The organism is Verrucosispora sp. NA02020 (genome assembly GCF_013364215.1).
Classification (GTDB): domain Bacteria; phylum Actinomycetota; class Actinomycetes; order Mycobacteriales; family Micromonosporaceae; genus Micromonospora.
In genome coordinates this window covers 5,508,789-5,533,978 of record NZ_CP054923.1, presented here as the reverse complement: position 1 = coordinate 5,533,978, position 25,190 = coordinate 5,508,789, and the positions used below count along the sequence as shown (strand labels likewise).

The 25,190-nt window shown below is 69.4% G+C and carries 23 protein-coding genes and 1 pseudogene; 15 read left to right on the top strand and 9 right to left on the bottom strand.

Going from position 1 to position 25,190, the window contains the following annotated elements; genetic code table 11:
- Positions 1–31 precede the first annotated feature (31 nt).
- The gene (locus tag HUT12_RS24575; protein WP_236146062.1) at positions 32–229 is read left to right on the top strand and encodes a hypothetical protein; all 198 of its coding nucleotides are present in this window, start codon (positions 32–34) and stop codon (positions 227–229) included.
- 79 nt (positions 230–308) lie between these two features.
- Here HUT12_RS24575 and HUT12_RS24570 read toward each other — a convergent pair whose 3' ends face one another.
- On the bottom strand, positions 309–1,001 hold the full coding sequence (locus HUT12_RS24570; protein WP_013735136.1) for a Crp/Fnr family transcriptional regulator: 693 nt from the start codon (positions 999–1,001) through the stop codon (positions 309–311).
- Positions 1,002–1,264: 263 nt separating this feature from the next.
- Here HUT12_RS24570 and HUT12_RS24565 point away from each other — a divergent pair, with 263 nt between their 5' ends.
- From HUT12_RS24565 to HUT12_RS24535, 7 genes are all read left to right on the top strand, one after another.
- Positions 1,265–1,762 (top strand): polyadenylate-specific 3'-exoribonuclease AS, encoded by a 498-nt coding sequence (locus HUT12_RS24565; RefSeq protein WP_131055759.1) that lies wholly within the window; start codon positions 1,265–1,267, stop codon positions 1,760–1,762.
- A 79-nt stretch (positions 1,763–1,841) separates the two neighbouring features.
- The gene (locus HUT12_RS24560; RefSeq protein WP_254876946.1) at positions 1,842–2,342 is read left to right on the top strand and encodes a pyridoxamine 5'-phosphate oxidase family protein; all 501 of its coding nucleotides are present in this window, start codon (positions 1,842–1,844) and stop codon (positions 2,340–2,342) included.
- Between the two features lie 181 nt (positions 2,343–2,523).
- The gene (locus HUT12_RS24555) at positions 2,524–3,552 is read left to right on the top strand and encodes a 6-phosphofructokinase (protein ID WP_131055757.1); all 1,029 of its coding nucleotides are present in this window, start codon (positions 2,524–2,526) and stop codon (positions 3,550–3,552) included.
- Between the two features lie 69 nt (positions 3,553–3,621).
- On the top strand, positions 3,622–4,440 hold the full coding sequence (proC, locus tag HUT12_RS24550) for a pyrroline-5-carboxylate reductase (RefSeq protein WP_131055755.1): 819 nt from the start codon (positions 3,622–3,624) through the stop codon (positions 4,438–4,440).
- A gap of 90 nt (positions 4,441–4,530) precedes the next feature.
- A complete protein-coding gene (locus HUT12_RS24545; RefSeq protein ID WP_131055753.1) occupies positions 4,531–4,881 on the top strand; it encodes a DUF2203 domain-containing protein in 351 nt (116 codons plus the stop codon).
- 448 nt (positions 4,882–5,329) lie between these two features.
- Positions 5,330–5,470, top strand: a complete 141-nt coding sequence (locus HUT12_RS24540; RefSeq protein WP_176094903.1) for a hypothetical protein — start codon at positions 5,330–5,332, stop codon at positions 5,468–5,470.
- 62 nt (positions 5,471–5,532) lie between these two features.
- The gene (locus tag HUT12_RS24535) at positions 5,533–6,105 is read left to right on the top strand and encodes a GNAT family N-acetyltransferase (protein WP_176094902.1); all 573 of its coding nucleotides are present in this window, start codon (positions 5,533–5,535) and stop codon (positions 6,103–6,105) included.
- A gap of 51 nt (positions 6,106–6,156) precedes the next feature.
- Here HUT12_RS24535 and HUT12_RS24530 read toward each other — a convergent pair whose 3' ends face one another.
- From HUT12_RS24530 to HUT12_RS24510, 5 genes are all read right to left on the bottom strand, one after another.
- Positions 6,157–6,828 carry an NADPH-dependent F420 reductase gene (locus tag HUT12_RS24530; protein ID WP_176094901.1) on the bottom strand — a complete coding sequence of 224 codons (672 nt, stop codon included), beginning with the start codon at positions 6,826–6,828 and terminating at the stop codon, positions 6,157–6,159.
- A 402-nt stretch (positions 6,829–7,230) separates the two neighbouring features.
- A complete protein-coding gene (locus tag HUT12_RS24525) occupies positions 7,231–7,722 on the bottom strand; it encodes a glutathione peroxidase (RefSeq protein WP_176094900.1) in 492 nt (163 codons plus the stop codon).
- A 72-nt stretch (positions 7,723–7,794) separates the two neighbouring features.
- Positions 7,795–8,697, bottom strand: coding sequence for a glycine betaine ABC transporter substrate-binding protein (locus HUT12_RS24520; RefSeq protein ID WP_176094899.1), 903 nt, complete (start codon positions 8,695–8,697; stop codon positions 7,795–7,797).
- Positions 8,698–8,796: 99 nt separating this feature from the next.
- Positions 8,797–9,657: a proline/glycine betaine ABC transporter permease gene (locus tag HUT12_RS24515; RefSeq protein ID WP_176095949.1), complete on the bottom strand. Its 861-nt coding sequence runs from the start codon at positions 9,655–9,657 to the stop codon at positions 8,797–8,799.
- 23 nt (positions 9,658–9,680) lie between these two features.
- Entirely contained in the window at positions 9,681–11,048 is a 1,368-nt protein-coding gene (locus tag HUT12_RS24510; protein WP_176094898.1) for a glycine betaine/L-proline ABC transporter ATP-binding protein, read from the bottom strand.
- An 888-nt stretch (positions 11,049–11,936) separates the two neighbouring features.
- Between HUT12_RS24510 and HUT12_RS24505 the strand changes: the two genes are divergently transcribed.
- The 6 genes and pseudogenes from HUT12_RS24505 to HUT12_RS24480 all read left to right on the top strand — a co-directional run bounded on the left by HUT12_RS24505 (position 11,937) and on the right by HUT12_RS24480 (position 20,378).
- Positions 11,937–12,623 carry a hypothetical protein gene (locus tag HUT12_RS24505; RefSeq protein ID WP_176094897.1) on the top strand — a complete coding sequence of 229 codons (687 nt, stop codon included), beginning with the start codon at positions 11,937–11,939 and terminating at the stop codon, positions 12,621–12,623.
- Between the two features lie 1,731 nt (positions 12,624–14,354).
- A pseudogene (locus HUT12_RS24500) lies at positions 14,355–15,134 on the top strand (transposase family protein).
- A 282-nt stretch (positions 15,135–15,416) separates the two neighbouring features.
- Complete coding sequence (locus HUT12_RS24495; protein ID WP_131053843.1) at positions 15,417–17,036, top strand: glycosyl hydrolase family 18 protein; 1,620 nt, start codon at positions 15,417–15,419, stop codon at positions 17,034–17,036.
- Positions 17,037–17,242: 206 nt separating this feature from the next.
- Positions 17,243–17,749: a hypothetical protein gene (locus tag HUT12_RS24490; RefSeq protein ID WP_176094896.1), complete on the top strand. Its 507-nt coding sequence runs from the start codon at positions 17,243–17,245 to the stop codon at positions 17,747–17,749.
- Positions 17,750–17,835: 86 nt separating this feature from the next.
- On the top strand, positions 17,836–19,242 hold the full coding sequence (locus HUT12_RS24485; protein WP_131053845.1) for a class II 3-deoxy-7-phosphoheptulonate synthase: 1,407 nt from the start codon (positions 17,836–17,838) through the stop codon (positions 19,240–19,242).
- A gap of 161 nt (positions 19,243–19,403) precedes the next feature.
- Entirely contained in the window at positions 19,404–20,378 is a 975-nt protein-coding gene (locus HUT12_RS24480) for a GntG family PLP-dependent aldolase (RefSeq protein WP_254877074.1), read from the top strand.
- Between the two features lie 64 nt (positions 20,379–20,442).
- Here the strand turns inward: HUT12_RS24480 and HUT12_RS24475 are convergent, their stop codons facing one another.
- Positions 20,443–21,318 (bottom strand): deoxyribonuclease IV, encoded by an 876-nt coding sequence (locus HUT12_RS24475; RefSeq protein WP_176094894.1) that lies wholly within the window; start codon positions 21,316–21,318, stop codon positions 20,443–20,445.
- On the bottom strand, positions 21,318–23,309 hold the full coding sequence (gene pknB / locus HUT12_RS24470) for a Stk1 family PASTA domain-containing Ser/Thr kinase (RefSeq protein WP_176094893.1): 1,992 nt from the start codon (positions 23,307–23,309) through the stop codon (positions 21,318–21,320). Before pknB ends, HUT12_RS24475 begins: the two co-directional genes overlap by 1 nt.
- A gap of 189 nt (positions 23,310–23,498) precedes the next feature.
- Here pknB and HUT12_RS24465 point away from each other — a divergent pair, with 189 nt between their 5' ends.
- Positions 23,499–23,873 carry an Rv2175c family DNA-binding protein gene (locus tag HUT12_RS24465; protein WP_131054324.1) on the top strand — a complete coding sequence of 125 codons (375 nt, stop codon included), beginning with the start codon at positions 23,499–23,501 and terminating at the stop codon, positions 23,871–23,873.
- Between the two features lie 142 nt (positions 23,874–24,015).
- Here the strand turns inward: HUT12_RS24465 and HUT12_RS24460 are convergent, their stop codons facing one another.
- The gene (locus HUT12_RS24460; RefSeq protein WP_131054323.1) at positions 24,016–25,098 is read right to left on the bottom strand and encodes a polyprenyl synthetase family protein; all 1,083 of its coding nucleotides are present in this window, start codon (positions 25,096–25,098) and stop codon (positions 24,016–24,018) included.
- Positions 25,099–25,190 lie beyond the last annotated feature (92 nt).

Genomic DNA, 25,190 nt, shown 5'->3' with positions numbered 1-25,190 from the left:
TGAGCAGGGGGACAGCCTCATGGTGTACGTCATGTTGAAGAGTGACTGGACCGACGGTAACGGAGTCACCCATCCGGCCGGTGACTCGGTGGACGTGGACGCCGCGACCCTCGCGCTCCTGCAGGCGCAGGGCATCGTCGGCGAGGTGCCGGGGTCGGGCAAGGACGGCACCGACTGGGCCGGTCCGGGCGGTACGGACTGGGCCGGTCCGGGCAGCACCAAGCCCTGACCTGGACGGTGCACGGGCGGGGCCGGGGACGATCGTCCCCGGCCCCGCCCGTTCGTCGTGCCCGCGTCGTCGCGCTGGGTCAGCGGTCGCTCATGCCCGCCCGGCGGCGCAGGGCCGGCACGTCGGTGACGACGATCCGTCGACCCTCGGTACGCAGCCAGCCACGGTTGGCGAAGGACCCGATCGCCTGGTTGACGCTCTGTCGTGAGCCGCCGGCCATCTCGGCGAGCTGGCTCTGGTTCAGCTCGATGGTGATCATCGGAGCCTGACTCTCCCCGGCGAGCCGGACCAGCGTCTTGGCGACCCGACCGGGCAGGTCGAGGAAGACGTGGTCGGCGTTCTGCTCGGTGAGTCGGCGGATGAGCGCGCCCAGCGAGCGCATCACCGCGTCCAGGATGCGCGGATTGGAGTGCACCAGCTCCATGAAGGCGCCCCGGGACAGGGCGAGGGCGGTGCAGTCCTCGATCGCCTCCGCGGACGCGGACCGGGTGGAGGCGTCCAGCAACGAGACCTCACCGAGAACGTCCGGCGGTCGGATCACCGACAGCACGGCCCGTTCGCCGGTCGGCGCGGTGCGGAACACGGCCACGGCACCCCGTCGCAGCACGATGAGCGACTCGCCGGGGTCGTTCTCCACGAACAGCAACTGACCCTTGCGATACGTCCGGGGCACCGCAGCGGCGATGACCCGCTGACGCACCTCCGGCTCCAGCCCGGCGAACATCTCCACACCCGTGAGCGCGTCGCCCGGCTCCGGCAGGCGCATCTCCACGGCCCCACCCCTCCCCGGTAAAGGACCAAACTCGCTCACCGGGTGAGCCTGGCGGCCCTTGACGAGGTGTTCTGACACCCGTGCGGCGTCCGGCAGCGGTACACATCAGATCATGACGGTCCGGTCGCTTGCTGTACACCCCTCAAATCACTTCCGTGACAGCTTCGAGCTGCGGATGTCCCCCAATCGGGACGATTGGAAACGCTCCCGGGGTGGGTGACCCGGTCGAGCGGCCCCGTCGGGCGTCGGCGAGGATGGCGGGGATGGCCTACCGCTACTTCTACGACTGCGAATTCATCGAGGACGGCCGGACCGTCGAGCTGGTCTCGATCGGCGTCGTCGACGAGTACGACCGCGAGTTCTACGCGGTCTCCACCGAGTTCGACGCCAGCCGCGCCGTGCCCTGGGTCCGCCGCAACGTGCTGGACAAGCTGCCCTCCCCGGCGGACCGGGCGTGGCGCTCGCGGGAGCGCATCCGCGACGAGCTGTACGACTTCCTGGTCGAGCCGATCCGCGACCGGCCCGGCGAGGAACTGGAGCTGTGGGCCTGGTACGCCGCGTACGACCACGTGGTGCTGGCGCAGCTCTGGGGCGCCATGCCGGCCCTGCCCCGGGAGATCCCCCGCTACACCAAGGAGCTGCGACAGCTCTGGGACGAGCGGGGGCGGCCACGGTTGCCGAACGCCGACGCGGCCCGTCACGACGCCCTGGTCGACGCCCGGCACAACCTGGCCCGCTGGCGGGCGATCACCGGTTCGTAGCGCCGGTGTCCCCGCAGTGCGGTCGATCGGTGGTTTGGCCCGTTCTGCCCCGGGCATCGGTGTGGCCAACGGTGCCGAGGTGAGGGAGCGTGACGAGGTGTTGACCGTCCGGGACGCCCGGCGCCGGATCACCGAGTTGATCAGGGCGGCCGAAGTCTGCACGCTCACCACGACCTCCCTCGACGGCCGGCTCGTCGGCCGTCCGATGGCGCTGCAACGCGCGGACTTCGACGGCGAGTTGTGGTTCTTCGCGGACGCCGGGTCGTCGACCGTCCGCCAGTTGCGGGTCAACGCGGAGGTGGCGGTGGGCTTCCACGACCCGGACGGGCGGGTCTGGGTGTCGATGTCCGGTACGGCCCGGGACGACTACGACCGGGCGCGGGCCGAACGGTTGTGGCACCCGGGGCTCACCGGGTGGTTCCCCGACGGGGTGGCGACGAGCGGTTTGACGCTGATCGCGGTGCACGTCACCGAGGCCCGGTGCTGGGACGCCCGGGACGGCCGTTCGGTCGGCCTGCTGGGGCAGGGCGGCTCGGGCTCGGGCGGTGGTCCGGCGTCCGCCGGTGACGATACCTGCTGACTGGCGGTGACGACGCTTACTGGCTGGTAACCGGGGCGCGGTGTGAGGTGGGCCGGTGCGGCGACTACAGTTCGGGGGGACGGCCCGCCCCGGGCCGGCAACGGTGCCGAGGTCTGACCTGACACTTATCCTGGGGCTTGATCGGGCTTGACCGAATTGCTCCCAGGAGGATGAGCGGATCATGCGTATCGGCGTGCTCACCGGCGGCGGCGACTGCCCGGGTCTCAACGCGGTCATCCGGGCGGTGGTCCGTAAGGGCGTCGCCAGCTACGGCCATGAGTTCGTAGGGTTCCGGGACGGCTGGAAGGGCCCGCTGGAGGGTCTGTCCCGTCCGCTGGGCATCGCGGAGGTCCGGGGGATCCTGCCGCGCGGCGGCACCATCCTCGGCTCCTCGCGGACCAACCCCTTCAAGATCGAGAACGGCGTCGAGCGGATCAAGGACAACCTGGCCGCACAGGGCGTCGACGCGTTGATCGCCATCGGCGGCGAGGACACCCTCGGTGTCGCCACCAAGCTGCACGAGCTGGACGTCAAGGTCATCGGCGTGCCGAAGACCATCGACAACGACCTCGGCGCCACCGACTACACCTTCGGCTTCGACACCGCGGTGAACATCGCGATGGAGGCGATCGACCGGCTGCACACCACCGCCGAGAGCCACCACCGCACCCTGGTCGTCGAGGTGATGGGCCGGCACGCCGGCTGGATCGCCCTGCACGCCGGCCTGGCCGGTGGCGCCAACGTGATCCTGCTGCCGGAGCGGCAGTTCGACGTCGAGCAGGTCGCCGGCTACGTCGAGAAGCGCTTCCAGCACCAGTACGCCCCGATCGTCGTGGTCGCCGAGGGAGCCCAGCCGCTGGAGGGCCAGATGGTCCTGCAGAACCAGGAGCTCGACTCGTTCGGTCACGTCCGGCTCGGCGGCATCGGCCAGTGGCTGGCCGAGCAGCTGGAGGCCAAGACCGGCAAGGAGGCCCGCACCGTCGTGCTCGGGCACATCCAGCGCGGTGGCACGCCGACCGCCTTCGACCGGGTGCTCGCCACCCGGCTCGGCCTGCAGGCGATCGACGCCGTGCACGAGGGTGACTGGGGCAAGATGGTCGCGATGCAGAGCACGGACATCGTCCGCGTCCCGCTCGCCGACGCCACCCGCGAGCTGAAGACCGTTCCGCTGGAGCGGTACGCCGAGGCCGAGGTCTTCTTCGGCAGCTGATCGTCGTCCCGACGTCGCGGCGGACCAGCAGGTCCGCCGCGACGCCGGCTCCCGAAGGGGGTACGTCAGGTGTCAGCCGGGGTGCACACCGTCGCGGTGATCGGCGCGGGCAAGATCGGCGAGCTGATGCTCTCCGGCCTGCTGCGGTCCGGCTGGCCGGTGGACCGGCTGCTGGCCACCGCCCGGCGGCCGGCACGCGCCGAGGAACTCGCCGCCCGCTACGGCGTCCGGGTGGTGGACAACCTCACCGCCGTCGACGAGGCCGACGTGCTCGCCGTCTCGGTCAAGCCGCAGGACGCCGCCGCCCTGCTGGACGAGATCGGGCCCAAGGTGCCCGCCGAGAAGCTGGTCATCTCGCTCTGCGCGGGCCTGCCCAGCAGCTTCTTCAGCCGCCGGCTGCCCGAGGGCACCCCGGTGGTCCGGGTGATGACCAACACCCCGGCCCTGGTGGACCAGGCGATGACCGCCATCTCCGCCGGGGCGCACGCCACCGGCACACACCTGTCGCTGGCCGAGGAGATGTTCACGCCGCTCGGCGCGACGATCCGGGTGCCCGAGACCCAGCAGGACGCGGTCACCGCGCTCTCCGGCTCCGGCCCGGCGTACTTCTATCTGCTGGTCGAGGCGATGACCGACGCCGGCATCCTGCTCGGCCTGCCCCGGCAGGTGGCGCACGACCTGATCGTGCAGACCGCGATCGGCTCGGCGGTGATGCTGCGGGACTCCGGCGAACATCCCGTGAAGCTCCGCGAGGCGGTCACCTCACCCGCCGGCACCACCATCTCCGCCATCCGAGAGCTGGAGAACCACGGCGTACGCGCGGCGCTGCTGGCCGCCCTCGAAGCGGCCCGCGACCGGGCCCGCGAGCTGGCCGCCCAGGCCGAGTGAACGGCACCGCCGGTACGCGGTGACGACGCCCCGGCGGCGCAGGTCGGCAGCGGGCTCCTTCCGGCGACCGGCGTGCCGCATACTGTCGCGGTGTTCACACTCGCCCAGGCCCGGCACCTGGTAGCCACCCTGCGTCCCCGCATCGACGAACTGATCCGGGTCCGGGCCGACCTGGCCGAGTTGCAGACCGACCTGGCCTCCCACGGGCTGAGCGCGCTCGGCGGGCGCGCCGAGGTGAAGGCGCTGGAGGCCCGGCTGCACGCCACACTCGACGACATCCGGCAGCACGGCATCGAGATCAAGAGCCTCGCGCCGGTGCTGCTCGACTTCCCCGGCGAACGGGACGGCCGTCAGGTGCTCTGGTGCTGGTTGGAAGGCGACAGCGACGTGCGCTGGTACCACCGCGCCGACTGCGGCTTCGCCGGCCGCCGCCCACTGTGACCGGTGTGGCCCGGGCACGCCGTTGCCGGAGGCGTCTGCCCCAGCTCGCGCACATGCCATCGTCGACAGTGGTTGGTCATCGACCAGGGTGGACGAAACGGCGGCTGTTCGGTGGCGGTGTGTGCCGATGTGGGCGTTGCTCGCGCGGTAAGGCCGCAGGCGTCCGGGCGGTCGGCCCTTCTGCCGCCAGAGAAGCCGCCGAGTTCGCCGGAGCTATCGTTATTTCGTTTCGGTGGCTGGGGGCAGGACCAGGCTGGCTGGAGGACCTTGTGACGGTGGTGCCCGCAGGCGGGCTGGAACCCTGCGGTGAGGAGCTCCGGCGTTTCGCTCGGCGACCGCTCCGAGGACGGCGACTGCAACTCATCGTCGACGGGGCAGAGCCGGTCGACGTGCCAGAGGTGGTGAGCGAGGCTCTCGCCGTTCCAGTCGCCGCCTCGCACTGCATGACGTGCTCGCGTACAAGGAACGGCGGTCGAGGGCGCGTCGTGAGGCGTTGGACGAGTTGACCGCGGACGCGATCGACACGGGCGTCTACGACGAGGCGATCAGGCGCGGCCGCCAGTCGTCAGATGATCAACTCGGCGCGTGACCGGCCCTGCTTGGCCCCCGGCCCACACGGACCGTCGCGACGCAACGAGTGGAGGCACCTTGATGTTCGCCATCGCCCTGACCGGGGACGCGCAACTGCGTCCGCTCGATCCGTGGCACGCCGAGGAGTTCCTGGCCAACCTCGACCGGGCCCGGGAGCACATCGCACCCTGGGTGGGGCCGTCCTTCGTGGCGAGCGACCTGGACGGGGCGCGGCAGGTGTTGCAGCGCTACGCGGACCGGTGGGCCCGGGACGGCGGCGGGATCTGGGGGATCTGGCTCGGCGACCGGCTGGTCGGCGGGGTACTGCTGGTGTCGTTCGACGCGGCGACCGGGGTCTGCGAGGCGGGCTGCTGGCTGGAACCGGCAGCCGAGGGGCGCGGCCTGGTGACCCGCGCGGTCGAACGCATCATCGACTGGGCATTGGTCGAGCGTGGCCTGCACCGGGTCGAGTGGCGTACCAACGCGGGCAACGTGCGCAGCATCGCGGTGGCGCGTCGGCTCGGGATGCGGCGCGACGGCGTACTCCGGGAGGTGTTGTCCCGTCCGTCCGGGCGGGTCGACCTGGAGGTTTGGTCGGTGCTGGCGCCGGAGTGGCGGGCCCGCCGCGAGGGCGCGGCAGCTAGCGACGGATGAACCTGGAGCCGGGGCCGCCACCCGTGCCGGCGGCCGGCGGGGGCTGACGGGTCAGCCGGCCTGGGCCAGCGCCGCGCGCAGCTTGTCAGCGTCGCCGGGGGCCTCCTGCTGCCAGTTGGCCGGGTCGGCGGAATAGACCGTGCCGTAGGCCGGGGTGTCCGGCTGGAACCGCCAGCTCTCGGCGAGGGCGCCGGCGTCCACCGCGTCGTAGCCGATGCGGTCGAGGAACGCGGTGACGACGGCCTTGGCCTCGGCGTCGTCCCCGGCGATGGGCAGCGCGCTGCGGTCGGCCGCGCCGGCCGGTCGGGCCAGGGAGGACAGGTGCCTGAAGTGGATGTTGTTGAACGCCTTCACCACGCGCGACTCGGGCAGGTGACGTTGCAACAGCTCGCTGCTGGTGGCGGTGCCCTCGTCCAGTTCAGGGAACCGGCCGTCGCGCTGCGGATAGTAGTTGTTGGTGTCGATGACGACCTTGCCGGCCAACGGCGCGACCGGCACCGACCGGTACGCCTTGAGCGGGATGGTGACCACTACCAGGTCACCGGCCTCGGCGGCGGCGTCAGCGGTGCCCGCGCTGGCACCCGAGCCCAACTCGTCGACCAGGTCGGTCAGCGTCTCCGGTCCGCGCGAGTTGCTGACCACCACCTCGTACCCGGCGGCCACCGCCAGCCGTGCGACGGTGCCCCCGATGTGTCCGCTCCCGATCAGACCCACGACCGACACGCCAGATCCTCCCGCCACACGTCGACCCGTCACGTCCGAACCTACCCCCGCCGCAGGCCACCGACCCCGGGTTCGCGCCGGATCCGGTCCACCCCGCCGATCATGGACTTGTGGCGTACCCGAACCGGCACTTTCAAGGCATAACTCCTGCCGCAACTCCATGATCGCCGGGGCTGAGTGTATGACTGTGCGCGCCGGGTGACCTGTCCGCGCGTCTCAGGACCGTCCGTGCCTCCGGTGTCCCCGGAGAGGGTCCGCTCCCGTCCGCGGGCGCAAGCATCCCGCCCACACGCCGACCCCCGCGTTGATCAAGAAGTTTGGTCACGGAAGAGGCAGGTCTGAGCGTGCAAACTCCTTGGTCAACTCCGGTGACGCACACCGTCGGGGGTGGGGGATGGCGGGTCAGGGGGTGGGGAGGGTTTTCTCGACGGCGGCGCGCAGGGTGGGGTCGTCGGGGGTGACGGTGGGGGCGAACCGGGCGGCGACGGTGCCGTCCGGGGCGACCAGGAACTTCTCGAAGTTCCAGCGGACGTCGCCGGTGTGACCGTCGGCATCGGAGGTGTCCACCAGCGCCGCGTAGAGCGGGTGGCGGTCCGCGCCGTTGACGTCGACCTTCTCCGTGAGCGGGAAGGTGACCCCGTAGTTGACCTGGCAGAACTCGCTGATCTCGGCGGCGCTGCCCGGTTCCTGGCCGGCGAACTGGTTGCACGGCACACCGAGCACCACCAGCCCCCGGCCGGCGTACTCGTCCTGGAGTTTCTGCAGGCCGGCGTATTGCGGGGTGAGGCCGCAGCGGGATGCCACGTTGACCACCAGCAGCGTACGACCGCGGTACTGCGAGAGGTCGGCCGGACCGCCGGCGAGCGCGTCGATGGGGGTGTCGAAGACCGTCATGTCGCGAGGCTACCGCCGCCGGTGGCGGGGCCACGTGGGCCCCACCACCGCGGCGAAACGCTCAGTGCCGGGTCAGGAGGTGGCGGCGTCGACCGTGCCGGCGTAGTCCGGGTTGGCCTTCAGCCACTCCTCCACGGCCTTCTCCTCGTCGTCCTGGTGCACGTTGAACATCAGGTCTTCCAGCGAGCCGAGCTGCTGGTTGTCCATCTTGAACTTCTTCAGCATCTCGGCGACCTCGGGGAAGTCCGCGCTGAAGCCCTCACGGGCCAGGGTGTTGATCTCCTCGGTTGCGCCGAGGGTGCCCTTCGGGTCCGCCAGGTCCTTCAGCTGGTAGTTCGCGTAGGCCCAGTGCGGGTGCCACAGGGTCACCACGATCGGCTTCTGGGCCTTGATCGCGCCGTCCAGCGCGGCCAGCATGGCCGGGGTCGACGAGGTCTTCAGGCTCAGCTTGCCGGTCAGACCGTACTCCGGGATGACCTTGTCCTGGGTGGCGGCGGTCAGGCCGGCGCCAGCCTCGATGCCGATGATCTCGCCGTTGAAGGTGTCGGCGTTGGCGGCCAGGTCCTCCAGCGAGTTGACGTCGCTGACGTACTCGGGCACGGCGATGCTCAGGCTGGCGTTGTCGTACCAGACGCCGAGCTTCTCGAGCTTGTCGCCGTACTCCTTCATGTAGTCGGCGTGCGTCTGCGGCAGCCAGCTGTCGAGGAAGAGGTCGATGTCGCCGGTCGCCAGACCCTGGTAGACGATTCCGGCCTCGATATTCTTCAGCTCGACCTCGTAGCCCTTCTCCTCCAGCAGGTTCTTCCAGAGGTACGAGGCGGCGATGGCCTCGTCCCAGGACATGTAGCCGATGGTGATCTTCTTGTTGTCACCGCCGGCAGACTCGTCGGAGTTGCCGCAGGCCGCGGCACCGGTCAGCGCCAGGGCGGCGGTGGCCGCCAGCGCGACCCGGCGCACCAGTTTTCTGCTCCACATGTGGAGTTTCCTTCCCTCGTTGCTGTGCACCGGCGGAACTCGCGGTAGCGAGGCAGGGCACCGGCAACGGGACTTCCCTGCGTGGGTCAGGACGGGGGATCAGGCTCGTTGCATGGCGCGTTGCGCCTTCGCGGACGCGGTACGCGCGCCGATCGAATCGGTGAGACGGTCGAGCACCACCGCCAGGATCACCACGGCGATGCCGCCCTCGAAGCCCGCGCCGACCTGGGCCCGGAAGAGTGCCGTCGTGATCACCTCACCGAGACCGCCGGCACCGACCATGCCGGCGATGACGACCATCGACAGCGCCAGCATGATGACCTGGTTGACGCCGGTCATGATGGTGGGCAGGGCCAGCGGCAGCTTGGTACGCAGCAGGATCTTCCACGGCGAAGCGCCGAACGCCTCGCCGGCCTCGACGACCTCCCGGTCGACCTGGCGCAGGCCCAACTCGGTCAGGCGTACGCCGGGCGGCATGCTGAACACCACGGTGGCCAGCGCGCCGGGCACTACGCCGACGCCGAAGTAGAAGATGGCCGGGATCAGGTAGACGAACGCGGGCATCGTCTGCATCAGGTCGAGGATCGGCCGGACGACTGCCGAGGCACGGCGGCTCTCCGAAATGAAGATGCCCACGGGTATGGCCAGCAGCAGGGCGAGGCCGCTGGCCACCAGGACCAGTGCCAGGGTGCTCATGGTCTGGTCCCAGATCGGCATCCCGGCCACCATGCCGAGTCCGAGCAAGGTGCCCAGGCCGAACTTCCAGCTCCGCAGCCACCAGCCGAGGCCGGCGAAGATCAGCACCATGACGATCGCCGGTGGCGCGGTCAGTAGGTCGACGAGCGGCTCGACCAGCGCGTCGACGGTGGCGGCGATGCCGTCGAAGACAGCGGACAGATGTTCTCTCGACCAGTCGACGGCGGTCTTGAACGCGTCGCCGATCCGGATGTACGGCAGCATGTCGTCGAGGCCGTCGGCGCGGTTCACGCGGATCCTCCCGTGAGGCGGACCGATGGCTCGGCAACCACCTGGACCGGTACCTGCGGTGCGGTGTCGCTTCCGGGCGGCGTCGTGTCGGCCGTTCCGCCCGCCTGGACCGCGTCGGCGGTCGGCGTCGTCCCGGCGGGCTCCGGCGTGGCGGTGTGCTCGCCGATGTCAGCGCTGATGCTGCCCAGGGCGCTCAACAGCGTGACCCGTGGAATCACGCCGGCGAGCCGCCCGGCTGCGTCGACCACGGCGACGGGCGCCGGGCTCTCGGCACAGGGCGCGAAGATGTCGGCCACCGGCGTCGTGTCGTCGACCATTCGGGCGTACTCGGTCGACACGATCTCCTGGAGGTTGGTCATTCCGTCCCGGACCGCCCGGGTGGCGTCGTCGGCGGTCACGGTGCCCAGGTACCGCTTGTCGCGGCCGGTGATGTAGACGGCTGACGTCTGGGTCTCACGCAGCACGCGAGCGGCCACCCGCGGGCCGGAGTTCACGTCCACGACGCCGAGCGGCCGTTCCATGACCGCCGCCGCGGTGAGGATCCTGGTCCGGTCGACGTCGGCGACGAACTGGGCGACGTAGTCGTTGGACGGGTCGGTGAGGATCTCCTCGGCGGTGCCGATCTGGACGATCCGGCCGGCACGCATGACCGCGATCCGGTCGCCGAGGCGCATCGCCTCGTTGAGGTCGTGCGTGATGAACACGATCGTCTTGCCGAGCTCGGCCTGTAGTTCGAGGAGCTGGTCCTGCACCTCGCGGCGGATGAGCGGATCGAGCGCGGAGAAGGCCTCGTCCATGAGCATGATGTCGGTGCCGGCGGCGAGCGCGCGGGCCAGACCGACCCGCTGGCGCATGCCGCCGGACAGTTCCTGCGGCAGCTTGTCCGCCCACTTGTCCAGGTCGACCATCCGGAGCGCCTGCAGCGCCTTCTCCCGGCGCTCGGCGCGGGGCATGCCCGCGACCTCAAGCGCGTAGCCGGCGTTGTCCAGCACCGACCGGTGCGGCTGGAGCGCGAAGTGCTGGAAGACCATGCTGATCTTCTCGCGGCGTAGCTTGCGTAGCGCGGCGGGCTTGAGCGTGGTGATGTCGACCCCGTCGACCTCCACCGTGCCGTGCGTGGCGGGCAGCAGCCCGTTGAGCATCCGGATCAGGGTGGACTTCCCCGAGCCGGACAGGCCCATGACCACGAAGATCTCGCCGCGTCTGACCTCGAAGTTCGCGTCGACGACCGCAGCCGTGACCGGTAGACCTGCCAGTTCCTCGTCCCTGCCTGCGCTGTTCCTGAGGATTTCCATCGCCTTGTCGGCGCGGTTCCCGTAGACCTTGTACAGGGAGTTCACTCTGAGTGCGGACACGGTCTCCATCCAAAGGCATTGACAATCTTTCGCGCCGTGGGCTGGCCGAATTCAGGACAGTCCCAGATGAGCGAGCCTCGAGCCTACCCGGGCGACTTCTGTGGTCGGCAACCTCGTTGCCATCTCGTTGCCCACTGGGCGTACCGAGTGCGCACGGTTTAGCCGGCTGACTCGAGCATTCATGAAATCTACATGAGAACTTCATGAAACCGAGACAGATTCTCCATGGCATCTACATATCAGTCCCCGCCGAGCTGCGGGTCCGTCATATCCGTGTGGTCGCCCGTCATCAACCCCGCTCCACTTCGAAGAGCTGGGATGCCCTGGCGTTGATCCAGTTCAGAGCGTGGGAGCGGCGCAGCTGGCGGATGTCGAGGTCGACGTAGGGCACTCAGTGGCAAGCCCATTCGTCTAGCGAAATCAATGAATCTACTGTATAGTTCGTGATCATTCTAGATAGGGGTGCCGAGGCGTGAGAGCAGGGAACCGTGTGGCAAAGAATGGGGTGGATGTGGGTACCGGCCAGTCAGCTGCTAGTTTGCAAATTTCTACAACGTCGGTGGGGTCGATCGTAAGGAATCTAAGAAACTGCTCGGTGGTCGTGGCGCTCGCTGTCTCTATAGCACTCCTCGCGGCTCCACTAGCGCATGCTGCTAGTTATTACTACTATGCGAACCAATTGTCCACTGCGGAATTTCAAGTTCGCGACTCGGGGGTGCGACCTTCGATTACGGGCGGTTTCGCAGAGACAAGCTTCAGTGCTGACGGTGCTCCCGCAATCAACGTAATCGAAACGTACTACGCGCATCCTGGCTACCGAACAATTGGTCTTGCTAAATCAGCAGGAAACACCAGCATGACCCATGCTCGGGTGACAGACGCACGACAGAAGTGCTATTGGGACTGGCCTTTTACAAACCAAAACATCGGAAACTTGAAAATCACCTGCGCTTCCCGGAACTAGAGTTCCTCGAGAACACACGATTGGAATCCTCAATGAGAACTGCAACCACTATTGCAACGGCTGGTGTAGCGGGGTTGATCGTGCTGTCGACGGCGCTTCCAGCGATCGCAGGAGACGATTCTCGAACGAGTATCGAAGAAATGCTGCCGGTGCTCGCCGTTCAGCAATCCGTTCAAGATCGCGTGCCTGCAAGCGTTGAGCTCGACAAACTCGGTAACGTCTCGCAAGAATCAGTGCGGTATCTCGGGAGAGACGACGTTGCGAATTACTGGGTCGGTCGTGCTGGAACTTCGCAGGTATGTTTGATCCTCCAGATCAGTGGTGGCAACGAGGTGTCAGCATCAACATGCACTTACGTGACTGACTTCTACAAGAAGGGGCTGGGGCTCGTTGCTGGTGGCGACGGCCAGACTGCGGAGGCGTATCTGCTACCAGCCGATATTGATCCTACCGAGCTCGGTGCGGAGAGCTACGACCCCAGGCAGAAAGGGAGGGTCGTTCCAGGCGCGAATCTCTTGACCGTCCGCTCGAAGGCGACATCCGGCTGGAAAGGATCAGAAGTGCGGAGGAGCGACGGAAGTTCCTTCCGCTTTTCCCCTATCCCTTCCGAGGGGCGATAGGGTTCGCCGTGATGGATTCCCACCAGTACTCGTTCGACACCCGCCGCCCACAGATTATTGCACGGTTGGGAATATTCGTTACTCTGTTCTCCGTGGTGTCAAGCATCGCTATTCCTGCTGCGCATGCAGCGAGTTACCAGTATGCCAATAAGGTCAGGACCCCCGAATCGCAGCCTCGTTATTCTGGGCTTCGTTCGAGCATCACAGGTGGCCAAGTGGGTACGGATCTGGGCGTGGGGAGAAGTGTGATTGTCAGCTATTACGATGCCCCTGGATATAGCGAGGTTGGTCGCGCATCCGGCGACTCCCCTGCTTTTGTTTACCTCTCCCATCAGCGGTACTCCAGTCTATATAGCAAGTGCTACTGGACAGCCAGCGGTGTTGGCGGTTCAGCTCCTATCAGCTGTTGGGTATATTGGTGATGCAGTGAATAGCGATCACGGTCGTCGATGCATCGAAGAGGTTGCCGAGTGAAGAGTGCGGCTTGGGGCGCTTGCGGAATGGCCGTCGGGGCTGTGTTCATCTTTATTGTTGGCCTCCTCGGTATCCAAGTTATTGGATTGCAGGCAGGTGCAGTGTTCGATTTGAGGAATGTGGTAGTAGCCGTCAGCTCTCCACGTCTGCCGATCCTGCCGATGTTTGGGATCGCATCCTTGAGTAGCTTAGTCTTGTACTCACTCACCGTGGGGATACGAAAGCGTTCCCAGCGATCCAAGATGACGTACATCGCTGGCTTTATCTTCTCGGTCGCCTTGCTTGTCTCGTTGTCGTTTGCCATCGCGCCGAGCAATAATGCGGAGGTTAGCCTACCCATAGGAGTCATGCAGGGGTGGGGAGGTTGGCTCCATGAAGGAGGCAGTAGTCCCGCTGTCCACGTGGTCCTTTTGGTGGCGGTTGGTTCTCTGTGGTTCTTTGCGAGTCGGCATCAGCAGCGAGCGGCAGCTGTTAAAGGCGATGACGCAGAGCAGTTGAGGGAGGATGGGCATTCGAATAGTCGACTTGAACCTAACCGTATCGAGCCAAACGAAGCTTCAGCAGCCTAAACCTAATTTGAGGCTGTCCGAGTGACGGCTCTTTTGATCCGCCCCGAGTCTGGTGAAGGCCTGGGCTCTGACAGAACTTGCCGGCTGGGGTGATGAGCGCATTGGTTGGCTCGTTGGGCGGCAGGTAGGCCAGGTCCATGGCGGTTGTACCAGCCGCTCCATCGGTGGGACCGGTTCGAGCATCAAGCCCCGGCACCGTGCCCCGGCACCGTGCCCCGGCACCGTGCCCCGGCACCGTGCCCCGGCACCGTGCCCCGGCACCGTGCCCCGGCACCGTGCCCCGGCACCGTGCCCCGGCACCGTGCCCCGGCACCGTGCCCCGGCACCGTGCCCCGGCACCGTGCCCCGGCACCGTGCCCCGGCACCGTGCCCCGGCACCGTGGCACGGTGCCGGGGCTTGATGCTCGAACCGGTAGAGGCGATTGTGATCCAGCGGCATGTCGTTCGAGGGATTGCCAATCGTGCCGGTGCACGCGTCGATGAGGTGGCCCCGACTTCTTGCCTCCACCACGCCGCGCCTGCCGAATTAGCCCGCTCGACCGTAGTGGGGGTATTGGATGACTGAGCCATTTTCATCGTGATAGGCCTGGTCACGGTGGGTGTGGTGGAGGTAGGTGTCGACATAGGACGAGGCTCTCGGTAAGACAGCAGTCGACCAAGATCCGATGCCCCAACCGGGAGCCTCGCTGTGCTGTCTTACCCGTCTGCGGTCGCGTTGTCCAGCCGCACCCTGAGCCACCTTGCCGACCTCATCCGCGCCGAACGCACCCGCCGCCGAGGGCGGTGGTGGCGTCTCGACGCCGACCGGCAGGCCCTACTCGCCCTGGCCCATCTCCGCAACGGCGACACCATCGCTCGTCGGCCTGCGGCTTTGCGATCAGCGTCACCACGGCCTGGCGATACGTCCGGGAAGCCATCGACCTGCTCGCGGCACACGCCCAGGACCTGAACGCGGCCATCCGGCACATCGGCCGGCTCGCGTACGCGATTCTCGACGGCACCCTCATCCCCATCGACCGGATCGCGGATCAGCGGCCGTACTACTCCGGGAAACATAAGCGCCACGGAGTGAACGTCCAGGTCATCGCCGACTGCGCCGGACGTCTGATCTGGGCGTCGCCTGCCCTGCCTGGTGCGGCCCATGACCTGGCCGCCGCCCGCACCAACGGCCTAATCGACGCACTGAACAGCGCGAACGTGATGACCTTCGCCGACAAGGCGTACCAGGGCGCCGGTGACAGCATCCGCACTCCGTTCGAGCGGCACCGTCACCGGTCCCGACTGTCCCGTCGGCAGAAGACCGTCAACCGCCACCACGCCAAGATCCGGGCCGTCGGCGAACGCACCGTCGCCACCCTCAAAGGCTGGAAAGTCCTGACCAAACTCCGCTGCTGCCCGACGCGCCACCGCGATCATCCAAGCCATCCTCGCCCTGCATCACGTCCAGACCAGCCGAAACCCAGGATGAAAGAGCTCACTGTCGGCGCACTCCCGCCTGCTCCGGCCACGGCTGGCGCAGCTCTCCGCGTGACTCGTCGCTGGTGACGTAGCGCGCTGCCTGGCGTCAACCTCGGCCCGCCATGTGTGCAGCGTCTCGGGCCATCTCAAGCACGAGATCCAGCCCTGGGGGGTTCAGCCGGGGGCTTCCGTCCTCCGAAGATCGAAAGATGCACATCTTGACGAAGTGGTGTCGTGTGAGTAGCGTCTCCTCATCCTTTTGGAAAGTTTCCTAACTGTTTGGAGACGCCACATGAAGAGATCGCTCCGCCGGGCCCTCTGGGTCGGCGCCGTGGTCGCGGTGACCGTCGCCACGGTCCCGATGGCCTCGGCGTTCGGCGCCGGAAGCGTGACCACCTCGTTCAACCGGGTGTCGGACTGGGGGACCGGTCACGAGACGCGGGTCACCGTCACCAACGGCTCGACCGCCACCGTCAGCACCTGGCGCATCGAGTTCGAGCTGCCCTCGGGCACCAGCGTCAGCAGCTCCTGGGACGCCGACGTCACCCGTAACGGCAACCGCTACGTGGCCGTCAAGAAGAGCTGGGCCGGCGGACTGGCCCCGGGCGCCTCCTTCAGCTGGGGCTACAACGGCACCGGTGCGTACCGGGCGCCGTTGAACTGCACGGTCAACGGCGTGGCCTGCGGCGGTGGCACCCCGCCGCCCACCACGACGCCGCCCACCACCACCCCGCCGACCACCGCTCCGCCCACGACTCCACCGCCCACCACCCCGCCCCCGACCACGCCGCCGCCGAGCGGCCAGAAGGTGGTCGGCTACTTCACCCAGTGGGGCGTCTACGGCCGTAACTACCACGTCAAGAACATCCACACCAGCGGCTCTGCGTCGAAGCTGACCCACATCCTGTACGCGTTCGCCAACACCACCGGCGGCCGGTGCACCATCGGTGACAGCTACGCCGACTACGAGAAGGCGTACACCGCAGCGGAGAGCGTCGACGGCGTCGCCGACACCTGGGACCAGCCGCTGCGGGGCAGCTTCAACCAACTGCGCAAGCTCAAGAAGATGTACCCGCACATCAAGGTGATCTTCTCGGTCGGCGGCTGGACCTGGTCCGGCGGCTTCACCCAGGCCGCGCAGAACCCGACCGCCTTCGCGGAGAGCTGCTACAACATGGTCGAGGACCCGCGTTGGGCGGACGTCTTCGACGGCATCGACATCGACTGGGAGTACCCGAACGCCTGTGGCCTGACCTGCGACGCCAGCGGCCCGAACGCGTTCAAGAACGTGGTCAGCGCGCTGCGTACCCGGTTCGGTTCCTCGGCGTTGGTGACCGCCGCGATCACCGCGGACGGCAGCAACGGGGGCAAGATCGACGCGACCGACTACGCCGGTGCCTCGACCCACCTCAACTGGATCATGCCGATGACGTACGACTACTTCGGCGCCTTCGCCCCGCAGGGCCCCACCGCCCCGCACTCGCCGCTCAACTCGTACACCGGCATTCCGCAGCAGGGCTTCTGGTCGGACGCCGCCATCCAGAAGCTCAAGAGCAAGGGCATCCCCGCCAACAAGCTGCTGCTCGGCATCGGCTTCTACGGCCGGGGCTGGACCGGGGTCACCCAGACGACGCCCGGCGGCACCGCCACCGGACCGGCCCCCGGCACCTACGAGCAGGGCATCGAGGACTACAAGGTGCTCAAGAACACCTGCCCGGCCACCGGCACCATCGGCGGCACCGCGTACGCCAAGTGCGGCAGCAACTGGTGGAGCTACGACACCCCGTCCACCATCGGCGGCAAGATGACGTACGCGAAGAACCAGGGCCTCGGTGGCGCCTTCTTCTGGGAGCTCTCCGGAGACACCAGCAACGGTGAGCTGATCGGCGCCATCAAGGGCGGTCTCGGCTGAGCCGAAGGCCGACGTGTCACCCACACGACGGGGAGGGGCCGCACCGGCCCCTCCCCGTCCGCGCCGTCGGCGGCGTGATGGCGTGCAAGGAAGGGACCCTTCCTATGCAAAAGACGATAGGAAGGGTCCCTTCCTTGCACGCAGCGCGGGTGTGACAGACTCGCCGATCGACTGGTTGCGGATGGTGGGCGGAGGTCACGACAGCGATGCCGACGAGATTCCGGCGGTCGGTCGTCACCGCCGTGCTGCTCGCGAGCATGCCGGCCGCGCTGGCCGGCTGCGGCCTGCTCGGCGGGGAGGACGAGGCGGAGCAGCCCGGTCGGGCGCCCGCCGAGGAAGCCACGACCAAGGCCCGCGAGCGGGTGCAGGCGTACCTCGACGCGATGGCGGCCAAGGACGTGGCGGCCGGGCGCAGTCAGCTCTGCACCACGCTGCACGAGGCGTTCGACGATGCCGCCACCGGCCCCAACGGTGACTTCGCGGACCACTTCGAGGTACCCCGCTCCGAGATCGTCGACATCCGGCCCGGAGAGGCCGGGCAGGAGGTCAGCGTCTCGGTCACGGTGACCGCCGGTCGCCGCGAGGCCACCCGCGCGCTGCTGTTCACCGTCACCCGGGACGGGCTCGACTGGTGCATCTCGGCCGAACGCCCGGGTGGGAACAGCCCCGCCCCGGTGGCGCCGGACGGCAGTGCCCCGGCCCCGACCCCGTGACCTGCGTCGCCGTCTGACCCGTCCATCTGCCGGAACCCGGCCCCTCGCCGGTCGCCTGTTCGGTCGGTCGCCGTACGCTGGGATTCATGCGCCATGAGTGGCATCAGTTGAGCCATCCGTCGGTGGGCAGCCCGGTGTTGCAGACCAGCCGTCCGACCGTGAACTCCGCCGAGGACGAGGCCCTCGGCCTGGACCGCTGGCGGGAGCTGCCACGGGCCCAGACCCCGCCCTGGCCGGACCAGGCCCAGGTGGCCGAGGTCTGCAAGGTCCTCGACACGGTGCCGTCGGTGGTCGCACCGTACGAGGTCGACCAGCTCCGTCGGCGCCTCGCGCTGGTCTGCGAGGGCAAGGCGTTCCTGCTTCAGGGCGGTGACTGCGCCGAGACCTTCGCCGACAACACCGAGAGCCACCTGTTGGCCAACGCCCGCACGCTGTTGCAGATGGCGATCGTGCTCACCTACGGCGCCTCGCTGCCGGTGGTCAAGGTGGCCCGGGTCGCCGGGCAGTACACCAAGCCGCGGTCGCTGCCGACCGACGCCCGGGGGCTGCCGGCCTACCGCGGCGACATGATCAACTCGCTGGAGGCCACGCCGGAGGCGCGCGTCGCCGACCCGCAACGCATGATCCGGGCGTACGCGAACTCGGCCGCCGCGATGAACATGCTCCGGGCGTACCTCGCCGGGGGGCTGGCCGACCTGCACGCCGTGCACGACTGGAACAAGGGATTCGTGCGCAACTCCCCGGCCGGCGAGCGGTACGAAGCGATCGCCCGGGAGATCGACCGGGCGATGGCCTTCATCCGGGCCTGTGGGATGACCGACGACGAGGCGCTGCGTACGGTCACCCTCTACTGCTCGCACGAGGCGCTCGCGCTGGAGTACGACCGGGCGCTGACCCGGGTCTCCGACAACCGGGCGTACGGGCTGTCCGGGCACTTCCTGTGGATCGGTGAGCGGACCCGGCAGCTCGACGGGGCGCACATCGACTACATCTCCCGCATCGCCAACCCGATCGGCGTCAAGCTCGGCCCGACCACCACCCCGGACCAGGCCATCGAGTTGTGCGAGAAGCTCAACCCGGACAACATCCCCGGCCGGCTCACGCTGATCAGCCGGATGGGCAACCACAAGGTCCGGGAGGCGCTGCCGCCGATCGTGGCGAAGGTGACCGCCGCCGGTGCCAAGGTGGTGTGGCAGTGCGACCCGATGCACGGCAACACCCACGAGTCGTCCAACGGCTACAAGACGCGGCACTTCGACCGGATCGTCGACGAGGTGCTGGGCTACTTCGAGGTGCACCGGGGGCTGGACACCCACCCGGGCGGCCTGCACGTCGAACTGACCGGCGAGGACGTCACCGAGTGCCTGGGCGGCGCGCAGAACATCGCCGACCTGGACCTGCCCGGCCGGTACGAGACCGCCTGCGACCCGCGCCTGAACACCCAGCAGTCGTTGGAGTTGGCGTTCCTCGTAGCGGAGATGCTCCGTGGCTGACGCGAGGAGTGAGCTTGCGAGCCCCGCAGTCGGCGGCCTGGACGTGACAGTGGCTGACGCGAGGAGTGAGCTTGCGAGCCCCGCAGTCGGCGGCCGAAGGGAGAACCGTGGCTAGTGTGATCGACCTGCGGTCGGACACGGTGACCCGGCCGACCGCCGGGATGCGGGAGGCGATGGCCACCGCCGAGGTCGGTGACGACGTCTACGGTGAGGACCCGACGGTCAACGCGCTGGAGGCGGAGGTCGCCGCGCTGTTCGGGCACGAGGCGGCGCTGTACTGCCCGAGCGGCTCGATGGCCAACCAGATCGCCCTGCAACTGGTGGTGCCGCCCGGTGCGGAGCTGCTCTGCGACGCCGACGCGCACGTCATCACGTACGAGATGGGTGCGGCTGCCGCGTACGGTGGGATCACCTCGCGGACCTGGCCTGCGGTGGGCGCGGAGATCGACCCCGACGTGGTCGCCGGCATGGTCCGTCCGGACGGCTACTGGGCGGTGCCCACCCGGGCGATCGCCGTGGAGCAGACCCACAACCGGAGTGGCGGCGGGGTGCTCCCCCTGGACACGCTCCGCGCGCTGCGGGAGGTGGCCGACTCGGCGCAGGCGGCGCTGCACTGCGACGGCGCCCGGATCTGGCACGCGCACGTCGCCGACGGGGTGCCGCTGGCCGGGTACGGTGCGCTGTTCGAGACGCTGTCCGTCTGTCTCTCCAAGGGTCTCGGCGCACCGGTCGGCTCGCTGGTGATCGGCAGTGCCGAGCGGATCGACCGGGCCCGGTCGATCCGGAAGCGGATGGGTGGCGGGATGCGCCAGGCCGGCATTCTGGCCGCCGCCGGACGGTACGCCCTGGCTCACCACGTCGACCGGCTCGCCGAGGACCACGCGAAGGCGGCCCGGCTGGCCGAGGCGATCGCCCCGTTCGGGGTGCTGGCGAATGTCGCGCGGACCAACCTGGTGCCGTTGGATCTGACCAAGGCGTCCCTGGACGCCCCGACGCTGGCCGCCGCGGCCCGTGCCGACGGTGTGTTGATCTCGGTCCTCGGCCCGCGTACCGCCCGGCTGGTGACCCACCTGGACGTGAGCGACGACGCCGTGGACCAGGCGGCCACCGTGCTCACCCGCATCCTGCGTCGCTGACCCGCCCGCCGCCGCGTCCGCGCGGGACGAAGCGGCGGGTACGGCCGGAGACCGGGGGAGCCGGTCAGGCGGGGGCGAGGCGGCGCAGCGTGGCGATGTCGGCGGCGTGGCCTTCGTACCCCTCGGTGGGGGTCTCCACCAGGATCGGCACGCCTGCGGTGGCCGGGTGCCGCATCAGCTCGGCGAAGGCGGGCTCGCCGATCATGCCCTTGCCGATGGTCTCGTGTCGGTCGCGGGTGGATCCGCACAGGTCCTTCGAGTCGTTGGCGTGCACCAGCCGCAGCCGGTCCGCGCCGACGGTGGCCACCAGGACGTCGAGCGTCTCGGTCATCCCGCCCTCGGCGGCCAGGTCGTGCCCGGCCGCCCAGGCGTGGCAGGTGTCGAAGCAGACGCCGAGCCCGGGGTGGCGGTCCACCGCGTCGAGGTAGGGCCCGAGATGCTCCACGCGGCTGGCCAGGGACCGGCCGCCACCGGCGCTCGGTTCCACCAGCAGCATCGGCCCGCCACCGGCGGCGGCCGAGTCCAGCAGCGGCAGCAGCGACTCGCGTACCTGCCGCATGGCTGTCTCGGTGTGTCCGGCGTCGACCGCGCTGCCGGCGTGGAACACCACCGCACGCGCGCCGATCGCGGCACCCCGGCGCAACGCGTGGGCGAGGGTCTGCACCGAGCGCTCGACCGTGGCCTGCGTCGGCGACCCCAGGTTGACCAGCAACGACGCGTGGATGTACGCGGCCACGCCGCGTTCGGCACAACCGTCGCGGAACAGCGCGTCCTGCACCGGGTCACCGGTCGGTGTCGCCCAGCCCCGGGAGTTGCCGACGTAGACCTGCGCCACCTCGGAGCCGGCCGCGTCGACGTACGGCAGTGCCGCCTTCGCCAGCCCACCGGAGGCGGGCGTGTGCGAGCCGAGCGGCCGGTGGCCGGGGTGTGCGGCCGTCATCAGAAGCACCCGATGGTGATCTGGCTGCCGGGCGGCACCTGGGCGTTCTCGCTCGGGTTCTGGAACCGGGCGACGGCGTTCGGGTTGAACTGCACGGACACCTGGAAGCCCTGGCTCTCCAGCACCTGCTTGGCCTGCTGGCAGGGCAGGTCGACGACGGGGGGGACGGTCACCTGCGGTGGTCCCTTGCTGACCTCCAGCCGGACCTGGGCGCCCTTCTCCACTCCGCTGCCGTCGGCCGGACTCTGCCCGAGCACCTCGTCACGGGGCTTGTCGGAATCCTTGTAGGTGGGCTCGACCAGCACCAGACCGAGCTGGCCGATGATCCCGCGAGCCTCGTTGAGGCTCTTGCCGACCAGGTTCGGCACGGTGATCGGGGCCCGTCCCTTGCTGAGGAAGACGGTGATCTCCTGCCCCGGTTTGACCTCCTTGCCGGCCTCCGGCTTGGTGGCCACCACCATGCCCTCGGGCAGGCCGTCGTCGAACCGGGCCGCGCCCTTGACGACCTCGAGTTGTGCGTTGGCCAGGTCCGCCTCGGCCAGGTCGAAGTCCTTGCCGACGACGTCCGGCATCGGGAACCGGTCCGGTCCCAACGACAGGGTCAGGGTCAGGGTGCCGCCCTTGAGGATCCGGGCGGCGGAGGCCGGCTCCTGCGCCAGCACACCGTCGCGCGGGACCTCGCCGTCGTGCCGTGGCTCGGCGTAGCGCACCGTGAAGCCGCCCTGGGACGCCTGGGACTCCGCCTCGGCCTTGCTCATGCTGACCAGTTCCGGGGCGGTGGTGTACCGGCCGACCCCGAACCACCAGCCACCGAGCGCGGCGACCAGCCCGAGCACCACCACGACGGCGGCGATGGCCAGGCGTCCGCCGGAGTCCCCGCCGAACAGGCGGGCCCGCAGCGCGGCCACCTGGGCGGGCAGTCCGCTGCCGCCGCTCGGCGCGGCCCGGCGCCGGCCCCGTGGCGGGGGGCTGCCCTCGGGCAGCCGGGCCCAGGGCGGTCGCTCGGGCGGGCGGACCGTCGAGACCACCATCGTGGGCTGGGAGACCACCGGCCCGTCGGCGAGCGACGGCAGCATGGTGGTGTGGCTGTTCGCGGTGCCGAGCCCGTCCCGGGCCACCTGCACCTCGGCCAGCAGGGCGGCGGCGTCGGAGGGGCGGGCCGCCGGGTCACGCCGGGTGGCCCGGGCCACCAGGTCGTCGAGCACCCTGGGCAGGCCGGGGACCAGCGTCGACGGTGCCGGGACATCCCGGTCGACGTGCTGCCAGGCGATGTCGATCGGCCGGTCACCTTCGTACGGCACCCGGCCGGTGAGCATCTCGAACAGCACGATGCCCGCCGAGTAGACGTCGGTGCGGGCGTCCGCGCGACCGTCGCTGACCAGTTCCGGCGCGACGTACGCCACGGTGGCCATGAGCTGGTTGCCGTTGTCGTGGTCGGTGCTGGCCTCGACGGCGCGGGCCAGCCCGAAGTCGGTGACCTTGACAACCCCGTCGACGAGGTTGGCCGGACCACCGCTGGGTGCCTCGGCGACCAGCACGTTCTCCGGCTTGATGTCGCGGTGCACCAGCCCGGCCCGGTGGGCGGCGGCGATCGCCGCGAGCATCTGCTCGGTGATGGCCAGCGCCTCGTCCGGGTTGAGTCGGCGGCGCTCGGCCAGCACCTCGCGCAGCGTGCGGCCGCGCACGTACTCCATCACCAGGTAGGGCATGCCGTCGTGGGTGCCCTGGTCGTAGACCGCCACCACGTTGGGGTGGGTGAGCCGGGCGATGGCCTTGGCCTCGTCGGTGAAGCGGTCGACGAAACCGGCCAGTCCGGGGCGTGCCGGCGCGCCGGCGGTGGCGTGAATGGTCTTCAGCGCGACGGTGCGTTCGAGCCGCTCGTCGGTGGCGGTGTACACGGTCGCCATGCCGCCACGAGCCACGCGACCGCGGATGCGGTAGCGCCCGTCGATCAGCGAGCCCAGCAACGTGTCGGCGACCTGTGTGTCCATCGGCAGGGAGTCTATGTGTCCGGGGGAAGAAGATAGAATTTCTGTGTCCAGGTGGAGATAGAACTGGATGCTACCGCCGCAACCGCCCCCGTGGGGCCACCCTGCGTACTCAGGCTGTCGCCGCCCCTGCTCAGTGCGCCGACGGGAGGTCGTTGACCCGGGGGGAGGGTGGCATGGCAGGGTGGTCCGGTGACCGACTCCGTACCCGCCGAGGGCACCGCGCCCGAGGCCGGCCCCGCCGACTGGCTGACCCTGCCGGACGTCGCCGAACGGCTCGACCTGACGATCAGCAAGGTCCACCAGCTGATCCGGGATCGTGAGCTGATCGCGGTACGCCGCGACGGCGTCCGGCGGATCCCCGCCGACCTGGTGGCCAACCGCACCGTGCTCAAGCATCTGCCCGGCGTGCTCACCCTGCTGGACGACGCCGGCTACGACGACGAGGCCGCGCTGCGTTGGCTCTACGAGCCCGACCCGTCGCTACCCGGCGGCACCCCCGCCACCGCCCTCGGCGGCGACCAGGCCCGCGAGATCAAGCGCCGCGCGCAGGCTCTCGGCTTCTGACCCGCAGTCGACCCCTCACCCGGTCCGGTCCGGGTCGGGCCGGCGCGCGACCGAGCCGTCCGGCGTCCGACCCGCGTGCGCCCGGACCCTCCGCGTCGACCCCCGCGACCGGACCGCCGGCCCGGTCGCGGGGACGCGCCGTTCAGTCGGCCCGGCGGGTGGCGGCGATGGCCAGGTCCACCAGGGCCTGCCGGGCCTCGGTGTCCAGGTCCACGGCGACCAGCGCGGCGAGCGCCGCGTCGGTGAGCGTGACGATGCGCTGCTCGGTGCGGGCGAGCGCCCCGGTCGAGGAGATCAGCTCACGCAGCCGGGCCACGCCCTCGGTGTCCAGCTCGGCGTCGCCGAGCCCGGCCAGCAGCAGCGCGCGCCCGGCCTCGTCGGCCGCCTCCATCGTCGCCGCGACCAGGTAGGTCCGCTTGCCCTCGCGCAGGTCGTCACCGGCCGGCTTGCCGGTCTGCGCGGGGTCGCCGAAGACGCCGAGTACGTCGTCGCGCAACTGGAACGCCTCGCCCAGCGGCAGCCCGTACGCCGAGTAGGCGATGCGGACGTCGGCGGGCGCGTCGGCCAGCGCCGCGCCGAGCAGCAGCGGCCGCTCCACCGTGTACTTGGCCGACTTGTACCGGGCGACCTTGCCGGCCCGTTCCAGCGACGTGTCGCCGGTGGCCTGGGTGACCACGTCCAGGTACTGCCCGACGGTGACCTCGGTGCGCATCTCGTCGAAGTCCGGGCGGGCGCGGGCCACCGTCCGCGGGTCGAGCCCGGCGGAGTGCAGCAGCTCGTCGGACCAGACCAGGCAGAGGTCACCCAGCAGGATCGCCGCCGCGTCGCCGAACCCGTCGGGATCGCCACCCCAGCCGGCCGACCTGTGCCGGGCGGCGAACCGCCGGTGCACCGCCGGCTCACCCCGTCGGGTGTCCGACCGGTCCATCAGGTCGTCGTGGATCAGGGCGCTGGCCTGGACGAACTCCAGCGCGGCGAGGGCGGTCACCACCGGGTCCGTGTCCACCCCGCCGGCGCCCCGGAACCCCCAGTAGGCGAAGGCGGGCCGCAGCCGCTTGCCGCCGCCGAGCACGAACGCCTCGATCGCCTCGGCCACCGGCACCAGCGCGTCGTCGACACCGGTCATCCAGGTGCGGCGGGCGGCGAGGAAGTCGGCCAGTGCCTTGTCGACGCGTTGGCGCAGGCCGGCACGGTCGACGGGGGAGACAGGAGCAGCGTGGGTCACGTTCCCGACGCTAATGGGTCGGGGCCGGACACGGCGACCCACCCACCGTCCGGCGCGCCGTGGCTCACCTGCGTACCGGCCTCCCGGGGTGG

What these genes read in the sequence shown, in the direction of transcription:
- HUT12_RS24575 (WP_236146062.1), top strand. Translation starts at nt 32, where the DNA reads ATGTTGAAGAGTGACTGGACCGACGGTAACGGAGTCACCCATCCGGCC.
- HUT12_RS24565 (WP_131055759.1), top strand. Translation starts at nt 1,265, where the DNA reads ATGGCCTACCGCTACTTCTACGACTGCGAATTCATCGAGGACGGCCGG.
- HUT12_RS24555 (WP_131055757.1), top strand. Translation starts at nt 2,524, where the DNA reads ATGCGTATCGGCGTGCTCACCGGCGGCGGCGACTGCCCGGGTCTCAAC.
- HUT12_RS24535 (WP_176094902.1), top strand. Translation starts at nt 5,533, where the DNA reads ATGTTCGCCATCGCCCTGACCGGGGACGCGCAACTGCGTCCGCTCGAT.
- HUT12_RS24525 (WP_176094900.1), bottom strand. Translation starts at nt 7,722, where the DNA reads ATGACGGTCTTCGACACCCCCATCGACGCGCTCGCCGGCGGTCCGGCC.
- HUT12_RS24520 (WP_176094899.1), bottom strand. Translation starts at nt 8,697, where the DNA reads ATGTGGAGCAGAAAACTGGTGCGCCGGGTCGCGCTGGCGGCCACCGCC.
- HUT12_RS24515 (WP_176095949.1), bottom strand. Translation starts at nt 9,657, where the DNA reads ATGCTGCCGTACATCCGGATCGGCGACGCGTTCAAGACCGCCGTCGAC.
- HUT12_RS24510 (WP_176094898.1), bottom strand. Translation starts at nt 11,048, where the DNA reads ATGGAGACCGTGTCCGCACTCAGAGTGAACTCCCTGTACAAGGTCTAC.
- HUT12_RS24495 (WP_131053843.1), top strand. Translation starts at nt 15,417, where the DNA reads ATGAAGAGATCGCTCCGCCGGGCCCTCTGGGTCGGCGCCGTGGTCGCG.
- HUT12_RS24490 (WP_176094896.1), top strand. Translation starts at nt 17,243, where the DNA reads ATGCCGACGAGATTCCGGCGGTCGGTCGTCACCGCCGTGCTGCTCGCG.
- HUT12_RS24485 (WP_131053845.1), top strand. Translation starts at nt 17,836, where the DNA reads ATGCGCCATGAGTGGCATCAGTTGAGCCATCCGTCGGTGGGCAGCCCG.
- HUT12_RS24480 (WP_254877074.1), top strand. Translation starts at nt 19,404, where the DNA reads ATGCGGGAGGCGATGGCCACCGCCGAGGTCGGTGACGACGTCTACGGT.
- HUT12_RS24475 (WP_176094894.1), bottom strand. Translation starts at nt 21,318, where the DNA reads ATGACGGCCGCACACCCCGGCCACCGGCCGCTCGGCTCGCACACGCCC.
- pknB (WP_176094893.1), bottom strand. Translation starts at nt 23,309, where the DNA reads ATGGACACACAGGTCGCCGACACGTTGCTGGGCTCGCTGATCGACGGG.